We start from the raw sequence: 17,204 nt of genomic DNA on the forward strand, positions 1-17,204 counted from the left end.
TGAAGGTGCGGTAACACGCACTGGAGGCCCGAACCCACGCATGTTGAAAAATGCGGGGATGAGGTGGGGGTAGCGGAGAAATTCCAATCGAACCCGGAGATAGCTGGTTCTCCCCGAAATAGCTTTAGGGCTAGCCTCGGAAAGAAGAATCGTGGAGGTAGAGCACTGATTGGGTGCGGGGCCCGCAAGGGTTACCAAGCTCAGTCAAACTCCGAATGCCATAGATTTAGTTCCGGGAGTCAGACAGTGAGTGCTAAGATCCATTGTCGAAAGGGAAACAGCCCAGACCATCAGCTAAGGTCCCCAAGTGTGTGTTAAGTGGGAAAGGATGTGGAGTTGCACAGACAACCAGGATGTTGGCTTAGAAGCAGCCACCATTGAAAGAGTGCGTAATAGCTCACTGGTCGAGTGACTCTGCGCCGAAAATGTAACGGGGCTAAACACACCACCGAAGCTATGGCTTGATGCTTTGCATCAGGGGTAGGGGAGCGTTGAATGCGGGTTGAAGGTGTACCGGAAGGAGCGCTGGACTGCATTCAAGTGAGAATGCCGGTATGAGTAACGAAAAGATCTGTGAGAATCAGATCCGCCGAAAGCCTAAGGGTTCCTGAGGAAGGTTCGTCCGCTCAGGGTAAGTCGGGACCTAAGGCGAGGCCGATAGGCGTAGTCGAAGGACAACAGGTAGAAATTCCTGTACCACCGTAATCCGTGATGAGCGATGGGGTGACGCAGTAGGGTAGTGACGCGGACTGATGGATGTCCGTCTAAGCAGTGAGGCTGGTGTGTAGGCAAATCCGCACATCGTAAGGCTGGGCTGTGATGGGGAGCGAAAATTATAGTAGCGAAGGTCATGATCTCAGACTGCCAAGAAAAGCCTCTAGCCAGGAGAAGGTGCCCGTACCGCAAACCGACACAGGTAGGCGAGAAGAGAATTCTAAGGCGCGCGGAAGAACTCTCGTTAAGGAACTCGGCAAAATGACCCCGTAACTTCGGGAGAAGGGGTGCCTCGGTAGGGTGAATAGCCCGAGGGGGCCGCAGTGAAAAGGCCCAAGCGACTGTTTAGCAAAAACACAGGTCTGTGCGAAGCCGCAAGGCGAAGTATACGGGCTGACGCCTGCCCGGTGCTGGAAGGTTAAGGGGAGTGGTAAGCCTTCGGGCGAAGCTATGAACCGAAGCCCCAGTAAACGGCGGCCGTAACTATAACGGTCCTAAGGTAGCGAAATTCCTTGTCAGGTAAATTCTGACCCGCACGAATGGCGTAACGACTTGGGCGCTGTCTCAACGAGAGATCCGGTGAAATTTTAATACCTGTGAAGATGCAGGTTACCCGCGACAAGACGGAAAGACCCCATGGAGCTTTACTGCAGCTTGATATTGAATTTGGGTACGATCTGTACAGGATAGGTGGGAGCCGTTGAATCTTGAGCGCCAGCTTGAGAGGAGGCATCCTTGGGATACCACCCTGATCGTATCTAGGTTCTAACTTGGTACCGTGATCCGGTACGAGGACAGTGTCAGGTGGGCAGTTTGACTGGGGCGGTCGCCTCCTAAAGAGTAACGGAGGCGCCCCAAGGTTCCCTCAGAATGGTTGGAAATCATTCGAAGAGTGCAAAGGCAGAAGGGAGCTTGACTGCGAGACCTACAAGTCGAGCAGGGACGAAAGTCGGGCTTAGTGATCCGGTGGTACCGCATGGAAGGGCCATCGCTCAACGGATAAAAGCTACCCTGGGGATAACAGGCTTATCTCCCCCAAGAGTCCACATCGACGGGGAGGTTTGGCACCTCGATGTCGGCTCATCGCATCCTGGGGCTGAAGTAGGTCCCAAGGGTTGGGCTGTTCGCCCATTAAAGCGGTACGCGAGCTGGGTTCAGAACGTCGTGAGACAGTTCGGTCCCTATCTGTCGTGGGCGTAGGAAATTTGAGAGGAGCTGTCCTTAGTACGAGAGGACCGGGATGGACGTACCGCTGGTGTACCAGTTGTTCCGCCAGGAGCACCGCTGGGTAGCTATGTACGGAAGGGATAAGCGCTGAAAGCATCTAAGCGTGAAGCCCCCCTCAAGATGAGATTTCCCAATTAGTAAGACCCCTTGAAGACGACGAGGTAGATAGGTTGGGGGTGGAAGTGCAGTAATGCATGGAGCTGACCAATACTAATCGGTCGAGGGCTTATCCTAAGATAAGACGCAAGGAAGTTTCGGATCCAGTTTTCAGGGTGTAACCTTGAAAGTATGTAGGAGTACATACGACAAGCGTATGGCGATTCATTCACACAATCTGTGATGAACCGAATAAGCTTACGGAAGAATTTGCGGAGCAAATTCATGTTTGGTGGCGATAGCGGAGGGGTTCCACACGTACCCATCCCGAACACGACCGTTAAGCCCTCCAGCGCCGATGGTACTTGGACCGCAGGGTCCTGGGAGAGTAGGACGTTGCCAAGCACAGAAAAAAGAGCACAGCCTTAATGGTTGTGCTCTTTTTGTATAACCGATTTATTTATCGTCCACATGAAAGGCTCATGCCATGCCTTTGGTTAAAAGCACTAATATATTCTGGTTGTTCCTTGTATAGGGCTGCTTGACGTGTGTTTCAACTGAGATCCAGCACTGTGCGATGTTAATCTATTTCAACCTCTTCTGTCTGGAGGACACTTAAGGCTTGAAGTTTACGGGTAATTTCCTTTTGCCACTTTGTATCTCCGACTTGTACGGCAAGATTGAGAAGATCCAAATAATCATCGATATGCAGGGAGGTTTTACTAAAAGCTTCTTTCACTGCGGTCCTGCCTCCTTTAAAGTCTATGTGTATTTATCCTTTAATAATGATAATCATTATCAAATAAAGATCTTATTCATATTATGCCTGTCTTCTAGATAAATTGCAAGTTATGATATGAATGAATTTTGAAGCACGCAAATGAGGGCTTAAAAAAACAAACCCTTCTCCTTAAGTTCACGCATTGTTCACGTCTTTTCTATGTAACATAATGAAAAGAACAAGCGGGCATTGAGTGTCCACCGACTAGGAGGATAAATTGCGCAATGCTTCAACCAGAGGAGGAAAAGGAACATGAGCAGAGTAAAAATGAAAGCGTTTGCCGTTGTGGCGGCGGGCGCCTTGGCATTGACGCTGGCAGCTTGTAATAACGGACAGAGCGCAAGTCCGGGAAATTCAGGGGAAAAGGGTGGAGGCAATGTAACGAAGGATGTGACGATTACCTTTCAAAACATCAATCCTGATCCGAGCACCCCTTCATACAAAATGATAAAGCAGATTGTAAGTCAATACGAGCAGAATCATCCTCATGTCAAAATTGAGTTGGATTCGCTAAATACAGATCAGCAAAAGCTCAAGCTGAAAACACAAGCAGCAGCGAAGGAAGTACCGGATATTACGATTGTAAATCCGGCTGCACAGATGAAGCCATTCGTAGATGCCGGGCTACTGGCACCATTAAATGATGTAGCTGATAAAGAGGGGTTAAAAGATACGTTTCAGGATGGCCTTCTTAACTACTATAGCTTCGATGATAAGCTTTACGCTTTTCCGGATGGTAACAATATAGAAGTGGTCTTTTACAATAAAGAACTGTTCGAGCAGGCGGGAATTCAAAAGTTGCCGACCACCTTTGATGAGCTGATAACAACGGTGAAGACACTGAAGGCAAAGGGAATTACTCCAATTGCTATTGGGGAAAAGGATTCATGGACCGGTTCCCTCCTTTTTATGAATATTCTGTTGCGTACAAATGAAGGACCAAACTTCCTCAATGATGTGCTGGATGGCAAAAAGACGTTTAACGACCCGGCTTTTGTGGAAGCTGTGGATGCATTTCAGGAATTAGTGCAGGCCGGGGCTTTCCCGGATGGAGCTACATCTATTGACTATAATGCAGGCGGTAATATTTTTAAAACAGGGAAAGCTGCGATGTATATTATGGGCACCTGGGAAACAGGTTCTATTGATGCCTCCCCAGTAGCGGGTAAGGTCGGAGCGTTTCAATTTCCTACGGTGAATGGCAAAGGGAATGTGAATGAGTATGTCATTGCGCCGGGTAGCGCGTTTGCGGTATCTGCGAATAGTGAACATTTACAGGAGACGAAGGACTTTCTGCACTATTTTATTACAGAGATGCCCAAGATTCAGTTTGATCTGAAGAATGCAATTGGCAGCGGTCAGAAAATGAAAGGCGATCTGAAGGAAGCGGGTTATTCCGAGTTAGCCATTAGTCTCAATGAGCTGTTCAAAAATGTAAAAGGAGGGGACCTTGCTTTTGATAATACGATGAATCCGGCTATTGCACAGGCGCATCTAAGTAGCATTCAAAACCTGTTTGTACAACAAGAAGACTCTGCGCAAGTTGCGAAGGAACATCAGAACACTTTTGAAGCGAATAAATAATTGAGAATTTTGCAAACATCCAATAGGTGACTTCCAATGAAGAATGTATAGATCGAAATGGCCTAGTTCGTCTAGATATTGCACTTTGGAGCGACTGGAATCGAATTTTGCGAAATCCTGGAGTAGCAGACTTGAGGGGAGGGAGCGAAAGTTCCCTTCCCTGATTCGGAATCACATATGGCTAAGCATTTCCCAGAAAGATGCTTCGAATCAACACAAAGGAGATTAGAGCATGAATGTACTGAAGGTGCCGGCACGCACGATTGCCGTTTTCGTGCTGCCCTGCCTGTTGCTGTATACCTGTATGGTATTTGTTCCGATTTTGGTATCTGTGTATTGCGGGTTGCTGGATTGGAACGGGATTGCAGAGGCGAAGTTTGTGGGGCTGACTAATTTTAAGCGTATTTTCACAGCCGATCCAGTGTTCTGGCCGTCCGTGAAGCGAACGATGATGTTCGCTGTATTTTCTATGCTGGAAATCCCGCTTTGTCTACTGCTGGCCATTTTACTCAATCGCTATGTGCGTAGGGCAAATACATTGGTAACGATGTATTTTTTGCCGGTCATTCTATCGGTGGTTATTATTGGCCAGTTGTGGAAAACGATCTATAATCCGGCCTCGATGGGTGGGATGCTGAACGGTATATTGATGGCGGTCGGACTGGAAAGCTGGACACGCTCTTGGCTGACAGAACCGCAGATAGCAATGTATGCTCTATATTTTGTATCGTTGTGGCAATATTTTGGCTACCATTTGCTTATCCAGTTTACTGGGGTACAAAACATACCCAATGAGCTGTATGAAGCAGCTAAAATTGATGGGGCAGAAGGATTCAAAGCAGACCGTTACATTACGTTGCCACTCATTGTGCCTATTTTCAAAATATCTATTGTATTAGCCTTTATCGGGTCCTTGCAATCGTTTGATTTGATCTGGGTGATGACGGGTGGAGGACCAGCCCATGCGACGGATACAGTATCCACGTATATGTACAATATGTCCTTTTTATCTATGAAATACGGGTATGGCAGTGCATTGGCTTCGTTTCTCGTAGTAATATGCTTGTCATTTACAGTTGTGATAAATTTTGTTTTCAAACGAATCGAAAATAAGGTAAGCTAAAGGGGATGGGACTGTTGAACGCCTTGAAAAAAATGGGGGTTTTCTCCCTGTTGGCCGTCTTAGTGGTCACCCAGCTGTATCCACTCTTTTGGCTGCTGACCTATTCGTTGAAGACGAATGAAGAGATATTAAGTTCAAGCTTCTTTGCACTCCCTCAAGTGCCCCAGTGGCACAACTACCAGGAAGCCTATGAATCAGGGAGCTACTTGCGTTATTTAGGAAACAGTGTGCTGGTGACCGGGGTTACAATGATTTTTGTCATTGTATTAAGCTCGATGACTGCTTATGCAATTACACGTTTTCGCTGGCGTTTCGGGGCTGTTATGCTGACATTGTTTTTGGTCGGGATGATGATCCCCATGCAAGCTACACTGCTACCGCTGATGGTGATGTTTAAAAACGTCCATATTCTGAATACGTATTTCTCGCTGATTTTACCCTACATTGCTTTTCAGACACCGATTGCGGTCTTCATCCTATCCGGCTTTATGCGGTCCATTCCCCACGAAATTGAAGAATCCGCCTACATTGACGGAGCGAGCATCTATCGTATCTTCCGCAGTGTAATCTTACCCATCTCGATTCCGCCTATCATGACAGTGTGTATTTTAACCTTCATTAATATTTGGAATGAATACATTATGGCTGCCACCTTTATCTCGTCCGAAAAGCTAAAAACGCTCCCTTTCGGCGTATATACGTTCGTCAGCCAGTATTCTGTGAATTATGGCAACATTGGTGCTTTTTTAGTCATGGGGGCCTTACCAGTCATTATTATTTATTTTGTCCTGTCCGAAAAAATCACCAAGGGCATGGTTGCAGGAGCGGTTAAAGGATAGGCGGCCGATGCGAAAGGAGCGCACAGAGGTATGATGCGCCGTTTTCAATCCATTCAATACCGCTTGTTTGTTCTGTTCCTATTGAGCATGTCCAGCATTGTGCTGGCGGTCAGTCTATTATTTTACAACCGTACTACGGTGCAGTTCCATGATAAGATCAGTGAGCTTGCGCGTAAAAATGTATCTCAGACGGCAGGTCTGTTCGAATTGCTGCTCGACAGCTATAACAGTCTCTCCAAGTCGATCAGCAACAATATGGATTTGGTTCGTCTGCTGACGACAGATCATAGTGATTTACCTGCTGTCAATTACATCAACGAACGTACGATTACGAATATCCTTGGAGCCATCTACTATTCGCGCGAGGATCTAATCGGCATTCATGTCATCACAGACACAGGCAAGGTATACAATTATGGGAATTATATGAATGTCATTGATACTCATTACGAGCATACGGAATGGTACAGGGAAATTCGAAGGTCGGCAGGCAAAATTGCATGGCTGGGTGTTTATCCTCACTCTGTCATCGACCAAGTGGAAACCAGGCCTGTGTTTGCATTTGGACGGCAGCTCTATGATCTGGATGAACACAAGCCGATTGGTATTGTTCTATTTGAGGCTGAACCGCGTTCAATATTGTCCGCTCTCCACAATTTACGGCTGAGCACTAATAGTCAGGTCTATCTGTTGGGCCATGAAAATCGAATTGTATCGGCTACTTCTTCTGATCCACCACCAGATTCGCGAAATCTAGAGCCACAGGTCCCGGAGGAGGATGTAATTGTAGATCGGAATAATGAGAAAGTTGTAATCGCTTCCAAACTTCCGTTTGCCGATTGGTCGGTGATTAGTGTGACACCCAGCGAGGATCTGAATGTGGAACTGGCTCAAACTCAAAGGTACTTATTTATCGTGGCACCTATACTCATTATGGTATCGGCGCTAATTGCGTCTATCGTCTCCAGGGGCATCTCCCTTCCGCTCAAACGAGTTATTCGGGAAATGAAACGGGTAGAGACAGGCAATTTCCGCCACACGGTAAACATCGAATCCTATGAAGAAATCAACCAGTTGGCTACCTCTTTCAACCATATGGTAAGGCAGATTGCAGAACTGATTGAGTTGGTGCGTATATCATCGGTCAGCGAGAAAAATGCGGAGCTACACGCTCTGCAGACGCAGGTTAATCCACATTTTCTATACAATACGCTGGATATGATCTATTGGATGCTGGATGAAAAGGGGCAGGATCAGCTCGGTGAGGTGGTTCTCTCCTTATCCCATATGTTCCGTTACAGCAGTCACTGGGAAGAGGGAGCTGATGTGAGCCTTCGGGAAGAAGTAGAGCAGGTCGGTCACTACCTCACCATTATCCAGGCTCGGCTGGAGGGCAGGGTATCTGTTGACGTCCACATTGAAGAACGATGGCTGGATATCCGTTTACCTAAAATGACCTTACAGCCGTTGATTGAAAATGCGGTGAAACATGGGCTGGAGCCTCTTCATGCAGATACAGGTGGCACACTGCTCGTCAGAGCGGAGGAGTATGGCGGTGTATTGAGCCTGCACATCATCGACAACGGTGTAGGGATGGAATATGAACGATGGGGGGTGGTCCAGGTCGCTTTGGCAGAACCCGGCAAACAGGCGGGCAGCGGGCAGGCGGGAGGCATCGGCCTGCAAAACCTAAATTTACGGCTACGGCACATGTTCGGAGAAGAGTACGGCCTACGGATCTCCAGCGCACCAGGGGCCGGAACGACAGTCACTGTAAGTGTGCCTCTGCCACAGAAGGAGGAGAAACATGAATATTCTGATAGCTGACGATGAGAATATGATTCGACAGGGGATTCGGCGTACTATTGGCCAAGCACTACCAACCTGCGGCATTCATCTCGCTGCTTCCACCGAGGAAGCAGCAGGCATTCTGGCGGAGCATCCTGTAGATATTGTGTTAACTGATATCCTGATGCCCGGTATGGATGGTCTGGAATTCATGCGTATTTCCAAGCGAAAGCATCCTCATCTGCAGTGGGTTGTCATTTCGGCCCATTCCGACTTCCAATATGCGCAAAGAGCAGTAAAGCTGGGTGCCAAAGACTACCTGTTAAAGCCGATCGGTAAAAAGAAGCTACTGGAATGCATTGAAGTGTTAGCAGCCGAAGCCCTTGTGGCCTCGCAACAGGCAAACGAGGGCAGGCTTCTTAAATCCAATATGGTTTATTTGCGTGAAGCTGTTTTCCAGCGTTATGCACTCGGATTGGATACAGGTAAGCTGGATATACAGCCCTTCGTCGAAAATTATCCAGAATTCCATCTTTTTATGGTTCGCATGGAACCTGACCACAAGCAGACGCATTTGGAGCATTTTATGATTGAAAATGTACTGTCCGAGCTCATTGAGGCTGGAGGCAGTGGCTTTGTCGTTAGTCTAGACCGCCATAGTCTGCTGGGGATTGCAAGGTTAAGGGATGAAGCAGAGGCTGCACGGCTAGAGACGTTGCTTGAATCCCATTTGAAGCGTTATGTCAGGGTGCCTCTGCAAATTACACGTTCAGGTGTTCACCACAATTTCTCATCCATACCTGAAGAGGTAGCGCGACTAAGACGAACACCAGAGGAGATTGCAGCCGCAGCAGCGGATACAGGAGAATGCCTCCGCAAGGGTATGCATACGGTTGATGTAGCATTGCAATATATTCGGGCACACTTTACAGAGGAGCTGTCACTGGAAAAAGTGGCCTCAATCGTATTTTTAAATCCGGTGTATTTCAGCCAGTTATTCAAGCAAAAGACGGGACAAGGCTATAAGGATTACGTTATTTCATTGCGTATGGAAGAGGCAAAGCGGCTGCTAAATGATCCTCATCTACGGCTGGCTGATATTTCCGAGCGGATTGGATATCAAGATATGAGGCATTTTACACAGGTATTTCGGCGCAAATGTGGAATGACTCCGACCGAGTATCGGCATCAAGGAGTTAAATAAGTTGGTATCAACGACCGAATGAAGGAAGTTCATACAGCATCAGACTGTTTCAGGAGTAGAGCGGTAGAGCATCTACTCGGGAACAGTCTTTTTCGTGTCTCCAGCTTGTAGCAGTTCAACAAATTTGCGAGCTGCATTGGATAAATAACGATCCTTGCGCCATACGACGGCAGGCTGTGTGAAAGGGAATGGCTCCTTAATGGAGAGTGTGCGAAATCTGTCCCCGTATTCTTGTCCCAAGCCAGCGTCTGGAATAATGGTAATTCCCATGCCTGTGGAAACGAGCGAGAGAATGGTCGATATTTCTGGACAGTCCAATACGACGCGCGGAATAAGATGGTGTTCCTGAAATTTGCGGATGACGGTTTCGTATAGTCCGTATCCTTCTGTTCGGCGTCCCAACAAGAGGTCATAGCTGGCAGCTTCCTGTAATGTAATTTCCCCACTGGGATGGCGATCTGCCCATTCACACGGAAGAACCGCAACAAAAGAAACGCCCTCCAGTTCAATCGTATGGTACGATTTGTCGTCTACCGGAAGCAGCAGCAGGGCCAGATCGACTTTATTTTGATGCAGCAGCTCTTCCAGATGATGTGTGTCTCCGTGTCCTATTTTAACGTATACCTCTGGATAAACCTGATGAAAGTGACTGAGTTGTTCAGTAATCAGAGACATACAGGCGGATGACGTGCCTATGGCAAGTGTGCCGATTACTCTGTTTTCAAACTCCCCAATTTCTCTACAGGTGTCCTCCATTTCAGCCAATAATCTTTTGGCGCGTGTATACAGTGTATATCCGGCCTCGGTAACTTCCCACTTCTTTCCTTCACGGTAAATCAGCTTTACACCAAGCTCGTCCTCCATATTTTTGAGTTGTTGACTCAGTGGAGGCTGGGCCATGTTGAGCGTTCTGGCGGCCTTGGTGATTTGCCCTTCCTCCACGATGACGCAAAAGTAATGCAGATGCTTCAAGTCCATTGGGGATTCCTCCTCATTTCTAAACAACGCTTCGATTTGAATACTTTTAAAGTATGCATTACATATATTATATATATTTTTCGTGTGCAGGGAACGGGCGTATAATTTTTGACAGTAATGCATGGGTGAACATAAAACGATGGGATGGAAGGAGGAGACATATGAAGAAAATCATTGTAGGAATATCGGGAGCGACAGGGTCAATCTTTGGTATCCGTATATTGCAAAAATTACGGGAGGCTGGAGTCCAAAGCCATCTGGTGCTATCCCCGTGGGCTATTGCCAACATTCCCTATGAGACAGGCTACACGGTGAAGGATGTGGAGGCAATGGCGGATGCAGTCTACTCGTATAAGGATCAGGCCGCACGTATTTCTAGCGGCTCCTTCCGGGTAGATGGTATGGTCGTCGCTCCTTGCAGTATGAAGACTCTCGCCTCTATTCGTATCGGTATGGCGGACAACCTGCTTACCCGATCAGCGGATGTGATACTGAAGGAGCGAAAGAAGCTGCTGCTCATGACCAGAGAAACACCATTAAGCAGTATCCATCTGGAAAATATGCTGGAGCTGTCACGTATGGGCGTGATGATCCTGCCGCCGATGCCTGCCTTTTATAATCATCCTGCAAGTATCGAGGAATTAGTGGATCATATTGTTTTTCGCGCATTGGATCAGTTCGGTATTGTCACAACCGCAGCCAAACGCTGGGATGGGATGAAGCAGAATGACTCCAGGCTGCACCAGAATTGAGAAATCGAAAGACGAAGGAGAATGAATGATGGCTTATAAAGACTTTCGCGATTTTCTACACACCTTGGAAAAGGAGGGACAATTACTCACGATCAGCGATGAGGTAAAGCCGGAGCCGGACCTCGCAGCAGCTAACAGAGCATTAAACAATCTTGGAGATAAGACGCCTGCTCTCTTTTTCAACAACATCTATGGATATACGGATGCTCGTATTGCAATGAATGTGATGGGCTCCTGGCCCAATCATGCCCTCATGATGGGAATGCCCAAAAATACGCCGCTCAAGGAGCAGTTTTTTGAATTTGCCAGACGCTATGAACAATTTCCGGTGCCCGTGAAGCGGGAAGAAGCCGCTCCTTTTCATGAAGTCGAAATTACGGAGAATATTAATTTGTTTGATATTTTGCCGTTGTTTCGTTTGAATCAGGGGGACGGAGGGTTTTATTTGGATAAAGCAATTCTAATTTCACGCGATCTGGATGACCCGGACACCTACGGTAAGCAAAATGTCGGCTTATACCGGATGCAGGTGAAAGGCAAGAACCGTTTGGGCATCCAGCCTGTACCACAGCATGATATTGCGATCCATATCCGTCAGGCTGAGGAGCGTGGCGAAAATCTGAAGGTGGCTATTGCCCTCGGATGTGAGCCTGTGATTACAACGGCTGCTTCTACGCCGCTGCTGTACGATCAATCCGAATATGAGATGGCGGGCGCCATTCAGGGCGAGCCTTATCGTGTGGTCAAAGCGAAGGATGCAGATCTGGATCTGCCTTGGGGAGCCGAGGTCATTTTGGAAGGCGAAGTGTTAGCAGGTGAACGTGAGTATGAAGGTCCATTCGGTGAATTCACAGGTCACTATTCCGGCGGTCGCGCGATGCCAGTCATTCAGATTAATCGTGTATATCACCGCGAACAGCCTATCTTTGAGCATCTGTACATCGGGATGCCTTGGACGGAAACGGATTATATGATCGGTGTGAATACAAGTGTACCGTTGTTTCAGCAGCTTAAGGATGCTTTTCCTAATGAAATCGTAGCTGTTAATGCCATGTATACGCATGGGCTGGTCGCTATTATTTCCACGAAAACCCGGTATGGCGGCTTTGCGAAGGCTGTGGGAATGCGTGCGTTAACGACTCCGCATGGATTGGGGTATTGCAAGCTGGTGATTGTGGTGGACGAGGAGGTCGATCCGTTCAATCTGCCGCAAGTCATGTGGGCTTTATCCACCAAGCTTCATCCAAAGCATGATGCTGTCATTGTTCCTGGCTTGTCTATTTTACCGCTTGACCCCGGCTCTGATCCGGCAGGTATGACGCACAAAATGATACTGGATGCGACGACACCTGTAGCACCGGATATTAGAGGCCATTACTCGCAGCCGCTCGATTCCCCGCTGGGTGTAGCGGAATGGGAGAAAAAGTTGAGCCAAATGCTTCGCTAAATATTTTTAAAAACAAAGAAAAATTAAAGGAGTGCTGACAGATGCATATTTGTCCCCGTTGTGAGTCTAATCGTTCAGAAGTCGTTTCCCATTCGCCGGTTAAAGGTGCCTGGGAGGTTTTGTTATGCCCTGTATGCCTGTTCACATGGCGAACCTCAGAACCGGATAGCATTACTGATCCAGCAAAGTATAAATCGGCGTTCAAGGTAAACCCCCAAGATATTCCGGATGCTGCTCATGTTCCTCCTATTCCAGAGCGGATATAGGGTCGTTCGTAAGTAGCCGTAAATTATGGTATTTTGAAGTTATAGGCCAAATGTAAAGGGGATTATACTTCATGCAGACGCCAAGGATCGGTAAGGAACTGTTCACGCTGCTGAACGGCAAGGAGTTGGAGCACAAGCAACAGGAAGCAATGATGCTGTTGACGGTTACGGAAGATCAGTGGCCGCACATAGCGATGATTAGTGTGGGTGAGATTGTAGCGCTGGACGAGAAAAATCTGCGTCTGGCACTGTGGCCCGGTACGACCACGACGGGCAACATGATCCGTACGGGGAAGGCGACACTTGCGGTGTTCACCGGGGGGAAGGCTCATTATGTGCGATTGTCTCTGGAACATCTGCCCGCTTTGCGTGAAGCCAAGCATGTGCGTGAGCGATTTGCGGCACGGGTTTTCGCAGCTAGAGAGGATTCGGCCCAATATGCGGATATCTTGACAGGTGTCACAATTCGCCTGAAGGAGCCGGAATCGGTGATCAATCGCTGGAAAGAGACGGTGGCAGAGTTGTTGGTATAAAGCTATCTGATGATGACAAATCATCTTTGTAATTACCAAGTTTACCGTTAAAATAGATGCAAGGGAATAAGCGCTTACAAGGAGTCAGGTTGAGCTTGTTGGAACAGGAATTAGAGCGTGAGGGGAAGCTTGTTTCTTTTGAAGGAAAATAGGAGGGATGAAAATGTCTCGTTTTGACAAGGTAGATCAGCTATTGCAACAATTCTTAGCGAATGGACCGGCAGGGTGTGGTTGTGCCATTGCACAAAATGGCCAAGTGTTGTATGAAGGATATCATGGATATGCTGATGTGGAAACTCGGAAACCGATTACTGAAGATACCGTGTATCGCTTGTTTTCCATGACAAAGGTTGTTGTATGTGCGGCTGCCCTTATGCTGTACGAACGCGGACAATTTTTATTGAATGAGCCTTTGTGTGAATATTTACCTGAGTATCGCGATTCGTATGTATTCAAAACTGCTCCTAACGGATACACCTACGTTGACAAGGCGGATAATCCTATTTTAATTAAGCATATATTCAATATGAGTGCGGGGCTTCCTTATGCTTCCGAGTTTTCAGAAACAGGAAAAGCTATGCACAAGGTCATTACAGCATTAAAGGACAAGCAAGGGAAATATGACCTGCGTACAGAAATTAAAGCGCTTTCTGAAGTTCCGCTTGCATTTGAACCGGGAACACGATGGTTATACGGATATGGGCATGATCTTGTTGCAGGTCTAATTGAAGTTATTTCAGGTAAATCATTAGGACAATTTTTGAAGGATGAAATCTTTGATCCACTTGGAATGAACAATACAGGTTACCGTTATCGTGGAGATATTAAATCGCGGATGGCCTCCATGTATCAACGGACAGACGCCGGAAAACTTGAAAAAATTGAAGGTTTCTTGGATGAACATCATCAGCCAGATGCTATATATGAAGGTGGAGGCGCAGGCTTATATTCGACAGTCAAAGAATACCTGACATTTTCACAAATGTTGTCAAATGGCGGCATGGTAGACGGTGTGAGGCTATTGGGGAGAAAAACCATTGATTTAATGCGCACAAATCATCTGAGTACAGCCCAACTATCGGACTTCACCAATTCATACCATACAGGTTATGGCTATGGACTGGGCGTGCGTACGTTAATGGATAAAGCGGCTGGTCATGCAAACAGCTCGATTGGGGAATTTGGCTGGACGGGAATGGCAGGCACATGGGTTTCTATAGATCCGAGCGAACAGTTCTCCGTCGTTTATATGCATCAGCTTGATCCCAATATGGAAGAGTATCACCATTTGAGAATACGTGCAGCAGCTTATAGCTGTTTGTAAAAGTAAGGGTATATTTAACGATTTGATCTTCGGTAATACCGATTCTAGTTAATAAGGACCAAATTTTCTTTAAAGTCTAAACTATTCTTTTCCATATGACGACATAAAACGTAGGTGTAGGGATTTTGCGAAATCCTCAATTTTTAGCATTGAAATGGGAGGGAATTAGATTTTGAAGAATAGATGGTCCGGATTTCTGGCGTTGGTCATCCTGATTTCAAGTTTTACATCATATGCAGGGTTTGCATCTGCAGCAGATGCAGTGCTTTCCAAGATTGTCCTTTCCTCTAACGAGGTAACTTTGCAGCAGGGAGATACGGCTGCGCTGACGGCTACGGCTGTTTTTAGCGATGGGACGACCTCGAATGTAACCGTAAGCACGGATTGGAAAAGTGATAATACAGCTATCGCTACAGTGTATAACGGTACGGTTTCAGCCAAAGCTGAAGGGGAAGCGACCGTGGTAGCGACCTATAAAGAGAAGGTACAATCGGTTCAGGTACATGTTACGAAAAAGGTTAAGGCGCTGACATCCAATGTACAAAGCCTGAACTTACGTTCGAGCGGCACAGGACAGATTGATTTGACAGCGACTTATAGTGATAATACGACAGCTCAGGTTTCAGGTGATGCGACCTGGACCTCGGATAACCAAAAGGTAGCGACTGTAGTCAACGGATTGGTTACTGCTCAGGGAGCAGGTACAGCTAATATTAAGGCTGTTTATGGTCAACAGACTGTAACGATTGCTGTACAGGTAGAGCAGGTTAAACGTCTCGATGTCAGTTCATCAGAGGTTTCTCTTTTGTTGAAGGATACAGAGAAGGTTAAATTGACAGCAACGTTCCCGGATGGATCGGTACAGGACGTGACAGAGTCTGCTGAGTGGAGCTCCAGCAATGCAGCTGTGGCAGATGTACTGAAAGGCACTATTACCGGCTATAGCGCGGGTAAGGCGACGATCACAGGTAAATATGGCACGATGTCCGCTACGATTGCGGTGGATGTAGATCAGACGAATAAGCTGAAAGCCAGCGAAACCAATATTTTTCTCCGTTTGGATGAATCTAAAAAAATTCAGGTATCTGCTGTCTACCCGGATGGAACAGTAACGGATATCACAGATAAAGCTACTTGGGCATCAAGCGATGAAAAAGTTGCAACGGTGAATAAAGGAACGATTATGGCCATTGGAGCGGGTTCAGCTACAGTGTCTGCTAAGTATGGAGATAAGACAGTTTCGATCAAGACAGATGTCGAAACCTCTAGATTTCTGGATTTGAGCGAGGACAAGCTGAGCTTGAACGCCAAGGAATCCAAAAAGCTCAAGCTGACTGCAACGTACGTAACAGGTACGGAAGAAGATATCACAAGTAAGGCAGAGTGGAAATCCAGCAATGAAGATATCGCTTTTGTCAGCGCGGGGGAAGTCACAGGTTATAAAACAGGTGAGGCTACGATCACAGCTTCTTATGGCGGCAAAACAGCTACAGCTACAGTATCCGTAAATGTGCCTGGTGATCTGTCTTTGTCTTCCAAAACGGCAACGATTGATATTAATGAGGACTATACTGCAACTCTGACGGCTACTTATGCGGATGGACGCAAGGAAGACGTGACACAGGATGCGGAGTGGGCTTCAAGCGCGGAAGATATTGCTTCTGTGTCCAAAGGAACGATTACGGGTAAAGCAGCCGGTAAAGCGGTTATTACAGCGACCTATAACGGCAAAAAACTGACAATAAACGTACAAGTGGGTCTTGTGGACCGTCTGGAAACAGACTCGCGTGTAATTGCGCTTGGTGCTCAGGAAACAAAGCAGCTGAAAATAACAGGCGTTAAGAGTGGTGGCACAAAAACAGACGTAACCAAGGACGCCACTTGGACTACTAGTAATGTAAAAGTAGTTGAAGTTAGCGAAGGTTTGATTAAAGCGAATGCAAGCGGTAAGGCAACGGTCACTGCTTCATATGGCAAGCAAACCATTACGTTTACGGTAGAAGTGGACGTAGCGCAAAAGATTGAAGCGGATGCCATTGCGTTATCACTAAAATCCGGGGATCAAAAAACGATTGCGATTGTAGTTAAATCCAGTGATGGCAAAGAAAAGGATGTTACAACCCAAGCTGAATGGAAAACGTCCAACTATAAGGTAGCCACCGTCAAAAAGGGTCAGGTTACCGCGGTCAGCTACGGTAAGGCTAACATTCAGGCGAAGTTTGGCGGTAAGGTGATCAGCGTACCTGTTGATGTTGATACGCTTAAATACCTGCAAACGGACGAAGTCGCCTTGACTTTGAAGGCAGGGCAGCTGGCCAAAGTTACGGCTACAGCCACGTATAAGGATGAGTCGGAGAAGGATGTTTCCAAACCTGCTGTCTGGTCCTCGTCCAGAATTATTGTTGCGACCGTCAAAGACGGCAACATTAAGGCACAGGGCAAGGGCAAAGCTGTAATTACAGTGAAATATGCAGGTAAAATGACGAAGGTACAGGTAACCGTTCAGTAATCTGTTAAAATGAAAAGAAAAAGAGCAAGCATACGTCTA

At 47.0% G+C, this 17,204-nt stretch carries 13 protein-coding genes and 2 rRNA genes (1 of these 15 only partly in view); 13 read left to right on the forward strand and 2 right to left on the reverse strand.

The window, feature by feature from the left end; all coding sequences use genetic code 11:
• Together ACH59B_RS01990 and rrf are read left to right on the forward strand one after the other, a co-directional pair.
• A 23S ribosomal RNA gene (locus ACH59B_RS01990) occupies nucleotides 1-2,175 on the forward strand (it extends 751 nt beyond the left edge of the window).
• 150 nt (nucleotides 2,176-2,325) lie between these two features.
• Nucleotides 2,326-2,442, forward strand: a 5S ribosomal RNA gene (gene rrf, locus ACH59B_RS01995).
• 175 nt (nucleotides 2,443-2,617) lie between these two features.
• Here the strand turns inward: rrf and ACH59B_RS02000 are convergent.
• Entirely contained in the window at nucleotides 2,618-2,776 is a 159-nt protein-coding gene (locus tag ACH59B_RS02000) for a hypothetical protein (protein ID WP_016818883.1), read from the reverse strand.
• A 294-nt stretch (nucleotides 2,777-3,070) separates the two neighbouring features.
• Here ACH59B_RS02000 and ACH59B_RS02005 point away from each other — a divergent pair, with 294 nt between their 5' ends.
• From ACH59B_RS02005 to ACH59B_RS02025, 5 genes are all read left to right on the forward strand, one after another.
• Nucleotides 3,071-4,402 (forward strand): extracellular solute-binding protein, encoded by a 1,332-nt coding sequence (locus ACH59B_RS02005; RefSeq protein WP_016818882.1) that lies wholly within the window; start codon nucleotides 3,071-3,073, stop codon nucleotides 4,400-4,402.
• 232 nt (nucleotides 4,403-4,634) lie between these two features.
• The gene (locus ACH59B_RS02010) at nucleotides 4,635-5,525 is read left to right on the forward strand and encodes a carbohydrate ABC transporter permease (RefSeq protein ID WP_016818881.1); all 891 of its coding nucleotides are present in this window, start codon (nucleotides 4,635-4,637) and stop codon (nucleotides 5,523-5,525) included.
• 5 nt (nucleotides 5,526-5,530) lie between these two features.
• Nucleotides 5,531-6,364 (forward strand): carbohydrate ABC transporter permease, encoded by an 834-nt coding sequence (locus tag ACH59B_RS02015; protein ID WP_394373515.1) that lies wholly within the window; start codon nucleotides 5,531-5,533, stop codon nucleotides 6,362-6,364.
• 30 nt (nucleotides 6,365-6,394) lie between these two features.
• Nucleotides 6,395-8,191 (forward strand): sensor histidine kinase, encoded by a 1,797-nt coding sequence (locus tag ACH59B_RS02020; RefSeq protein ID WP_164965601.1) that lies wholly within the window; start codon nucleotides 6,395-6,397, stop codon nucleotides 8,189-8,191.
• On the forward strand, nucleotides 8,172-9,356 hold the full coding sequence (locus ACH59B_RS02025; protein WP_019685899.1) for a response regulator: 1,185 nt from the start codon (nucleotides 8,172-8,174) through the stop codon (nucleotides 9,354-9,356). Before ACH59B_RS02020 ends, ACH59B_RS02025 begins: the two co-directional genes overlap by 20 nt.
• Before the next feature lie 72 nt (nucleotides 9,357-9,428).
• On the opposite strand, the gene ACH59B_RS02030 is transcribed toward ACH59B_RS02025, so the two are convergent.
• A complete protein-coding gene (locus ACH59B_RS02030; protein ID WP_404303213.1) occupies nucleotides 9,429-10,334 on the reverse strand; it encodes a LysR family transcriptional regulator in 906 nt (301 codons plus the stop codon).
• 161 nt (nucleotides 10,335-10,495) lie between these two features.
• Between ACH59B_RS02030 and ACH59B_RS02035 the strand changes: the two genes are divergently transcribed.
• The 6 genes from ACH59B_RS02035 to ACH59B_RS02060 all read left to right on the forward strand — a co-directional run bounded on the left by ACH59B_RS02035 (nucleotide 10,496) and on the right by ACH59B_RS02060 (nucleotide 17,165).
• The gene (locus tag ACH59B_RS02035; protein ID WP_016818876.1) at nucleotides 10,496-11,086 is read left to right on the forward strand and encodes a UbiX family flavin prenyltransferase; all 591 of its coding nucleotides are present in this window, start codon (nucleotides 10,496-10,498) and stop codon (nucleotides 11,084-11,086) included.
• 28 nt (nucleotides 11,087-11,114) lie between these two features.
• Nucleotides 11,115-12,533: a non-oxidative hydroxyarylic acid decarboxylases subunit C gene (locus ACH59B_RS02040; RefSeq protein WP_029514307.1), complete on the forward strand. Its 1,419-nt coding sequence runs from the start codon at nucleotides 11,115-11,117 to the stop codon at nucleotides 12,531-12,533.
• Between the two features lie 41 nt (nucleotides 12,534-12,574).
• Complete coding sequence (locus ACH59B_RS02045; protein ID WP_016818874.1) at nucleotides 12,575-12,799, forward strand: non-oxidative hydroxyarylic acid decarboxylases subunit D; 225 nt, start codon at nucleotides 12,575-12,577, stop codon at nucleotides 12,797-12,799.
• A 71-nt stretch (nucleotides 12,800-12,870) separates the two neighbouring features.
• A complete protein-coding gene (locus ACH59B_RS02050; protein ID WP_016818873.1) occupies nucleotides 12,871-13,332 on the forward strand; it encodes a hypothetical protein in 462 nt (153 codons plus the stop codon).
• A gap of 163 nt (nucleotides 13,333-13,495) precedes the next feature.
• Nucleotides 13,496-14,656, forward strand: a complete 1,161-nt coding sequence (locus tag ACH59B_RS02055; RefSeq protein WP_016818872.1) for a serine hydrolase — start codon at nucleotides 13,496-13,498, stop codon at nucleotides 14,654-14,656.
• A 172-nt stretch (nucleotides 14,657-14,828) separates the two neighbouring features.
• On the forward strand, nucleotides 14,829-17,165 hold the full coding sequence (locus ACH59B_RS02060; protein ID WP_016818871.1) for an Ig-like domain-containing protein: 2,337 nt from the start codon (nucleotides 14,829-14,831) through the stop codon (nucleotides 17,163-17,165).
• The last annotated feature ends 39 nt before the right edge of the window (nucleotides 17,166-17,204 follow it).

This window comes from Paenibacillus sp. DP01 (assembly GCF_044784315.1).
In the GTDB taxonomy this organism is placed as follows: Bacteria; Bacillota; Bacilli; order Paenibacillales; family Paenibacillaceae; genus Paenibacillus; species Paenibacillus polymyxa.

Coding starts and splice junctions, on each gene's coding strand:
- ACH59B_RS02005 (WP_016818882.1), top strand. CDS start 3,071: ATGAGCAGAGTAAAAATGAAAGCGTTTGCCGTTGTGGCGGCGGGCGCC.
- ACH59B_RS02045 (WP_016818874.1), top strand. CDS start 12,575: ATGCATATTTGTCCCCGTTGTGAGTCTAATCGTTCAGAAGTCGTTTCC.
- ACH59B_RS02035 (WP_016818876.1), top strand. CDS start 10,496: ATGAAGAAAATCATTGTAGGAATATCGGGAGCGACAGGGTCAATCTTT.
- ACH59B_RS02010 (WP_016818881.1), top strand. CDS start 4,635: ATGAATGTACTGAAGGTGCCGGCACGCACGATTGCCGTTTTCGTGCTG.
- ACH59B_RS02025 (WP_019685899.1), top strand. CDS start 8,172: ATGAATATTCTGATAGCTGACGATGAGAATATGATTCGACAGGGGATT.
- ACH59B_RS02015 (WP_394373515.1), top strand. CDS start 5,531: ATGGGACTGTTGAACGCCTTGAAAAAAATGGGGGTTTTCTCCCTGTTG.
- ACH59B_RS02020 (WP_164965601.1), top strand. CDS start 6,395: ATGATGCGCCGTTTTCAATCCATTCAATACCGCTTGTTTGTTCTGTTC.
- ACH59B_RS02040 (WP_029514307.1), top strand. CDS start 11,115: ATGGCTTATAAAGACTTTCGCGATTTTCTACACACCTTGGAAAAGGAG.
- ACH59B_RS02055 (WP_016818872.1), top strand. CDS start 13,496: ATGTCTCGTTTTGACAAGGTAGATCAGCTATTGCAACAATTCTTAGCG.
- ACH59B_RS02030 (WP_404303213.1), bottom strand. CDS start 10,334: ATGGACTTGAAGCATCTGCATTACTTTTGCGTCATCGTGGAGGAAGGG.
- ACH59B_RS02050 (WP_016818873.1), top strand. CDS start 12,871: ATGCAGACGCCAAGGATCGGTAAGGAACTGTTCACGCTGCTGAACGGC.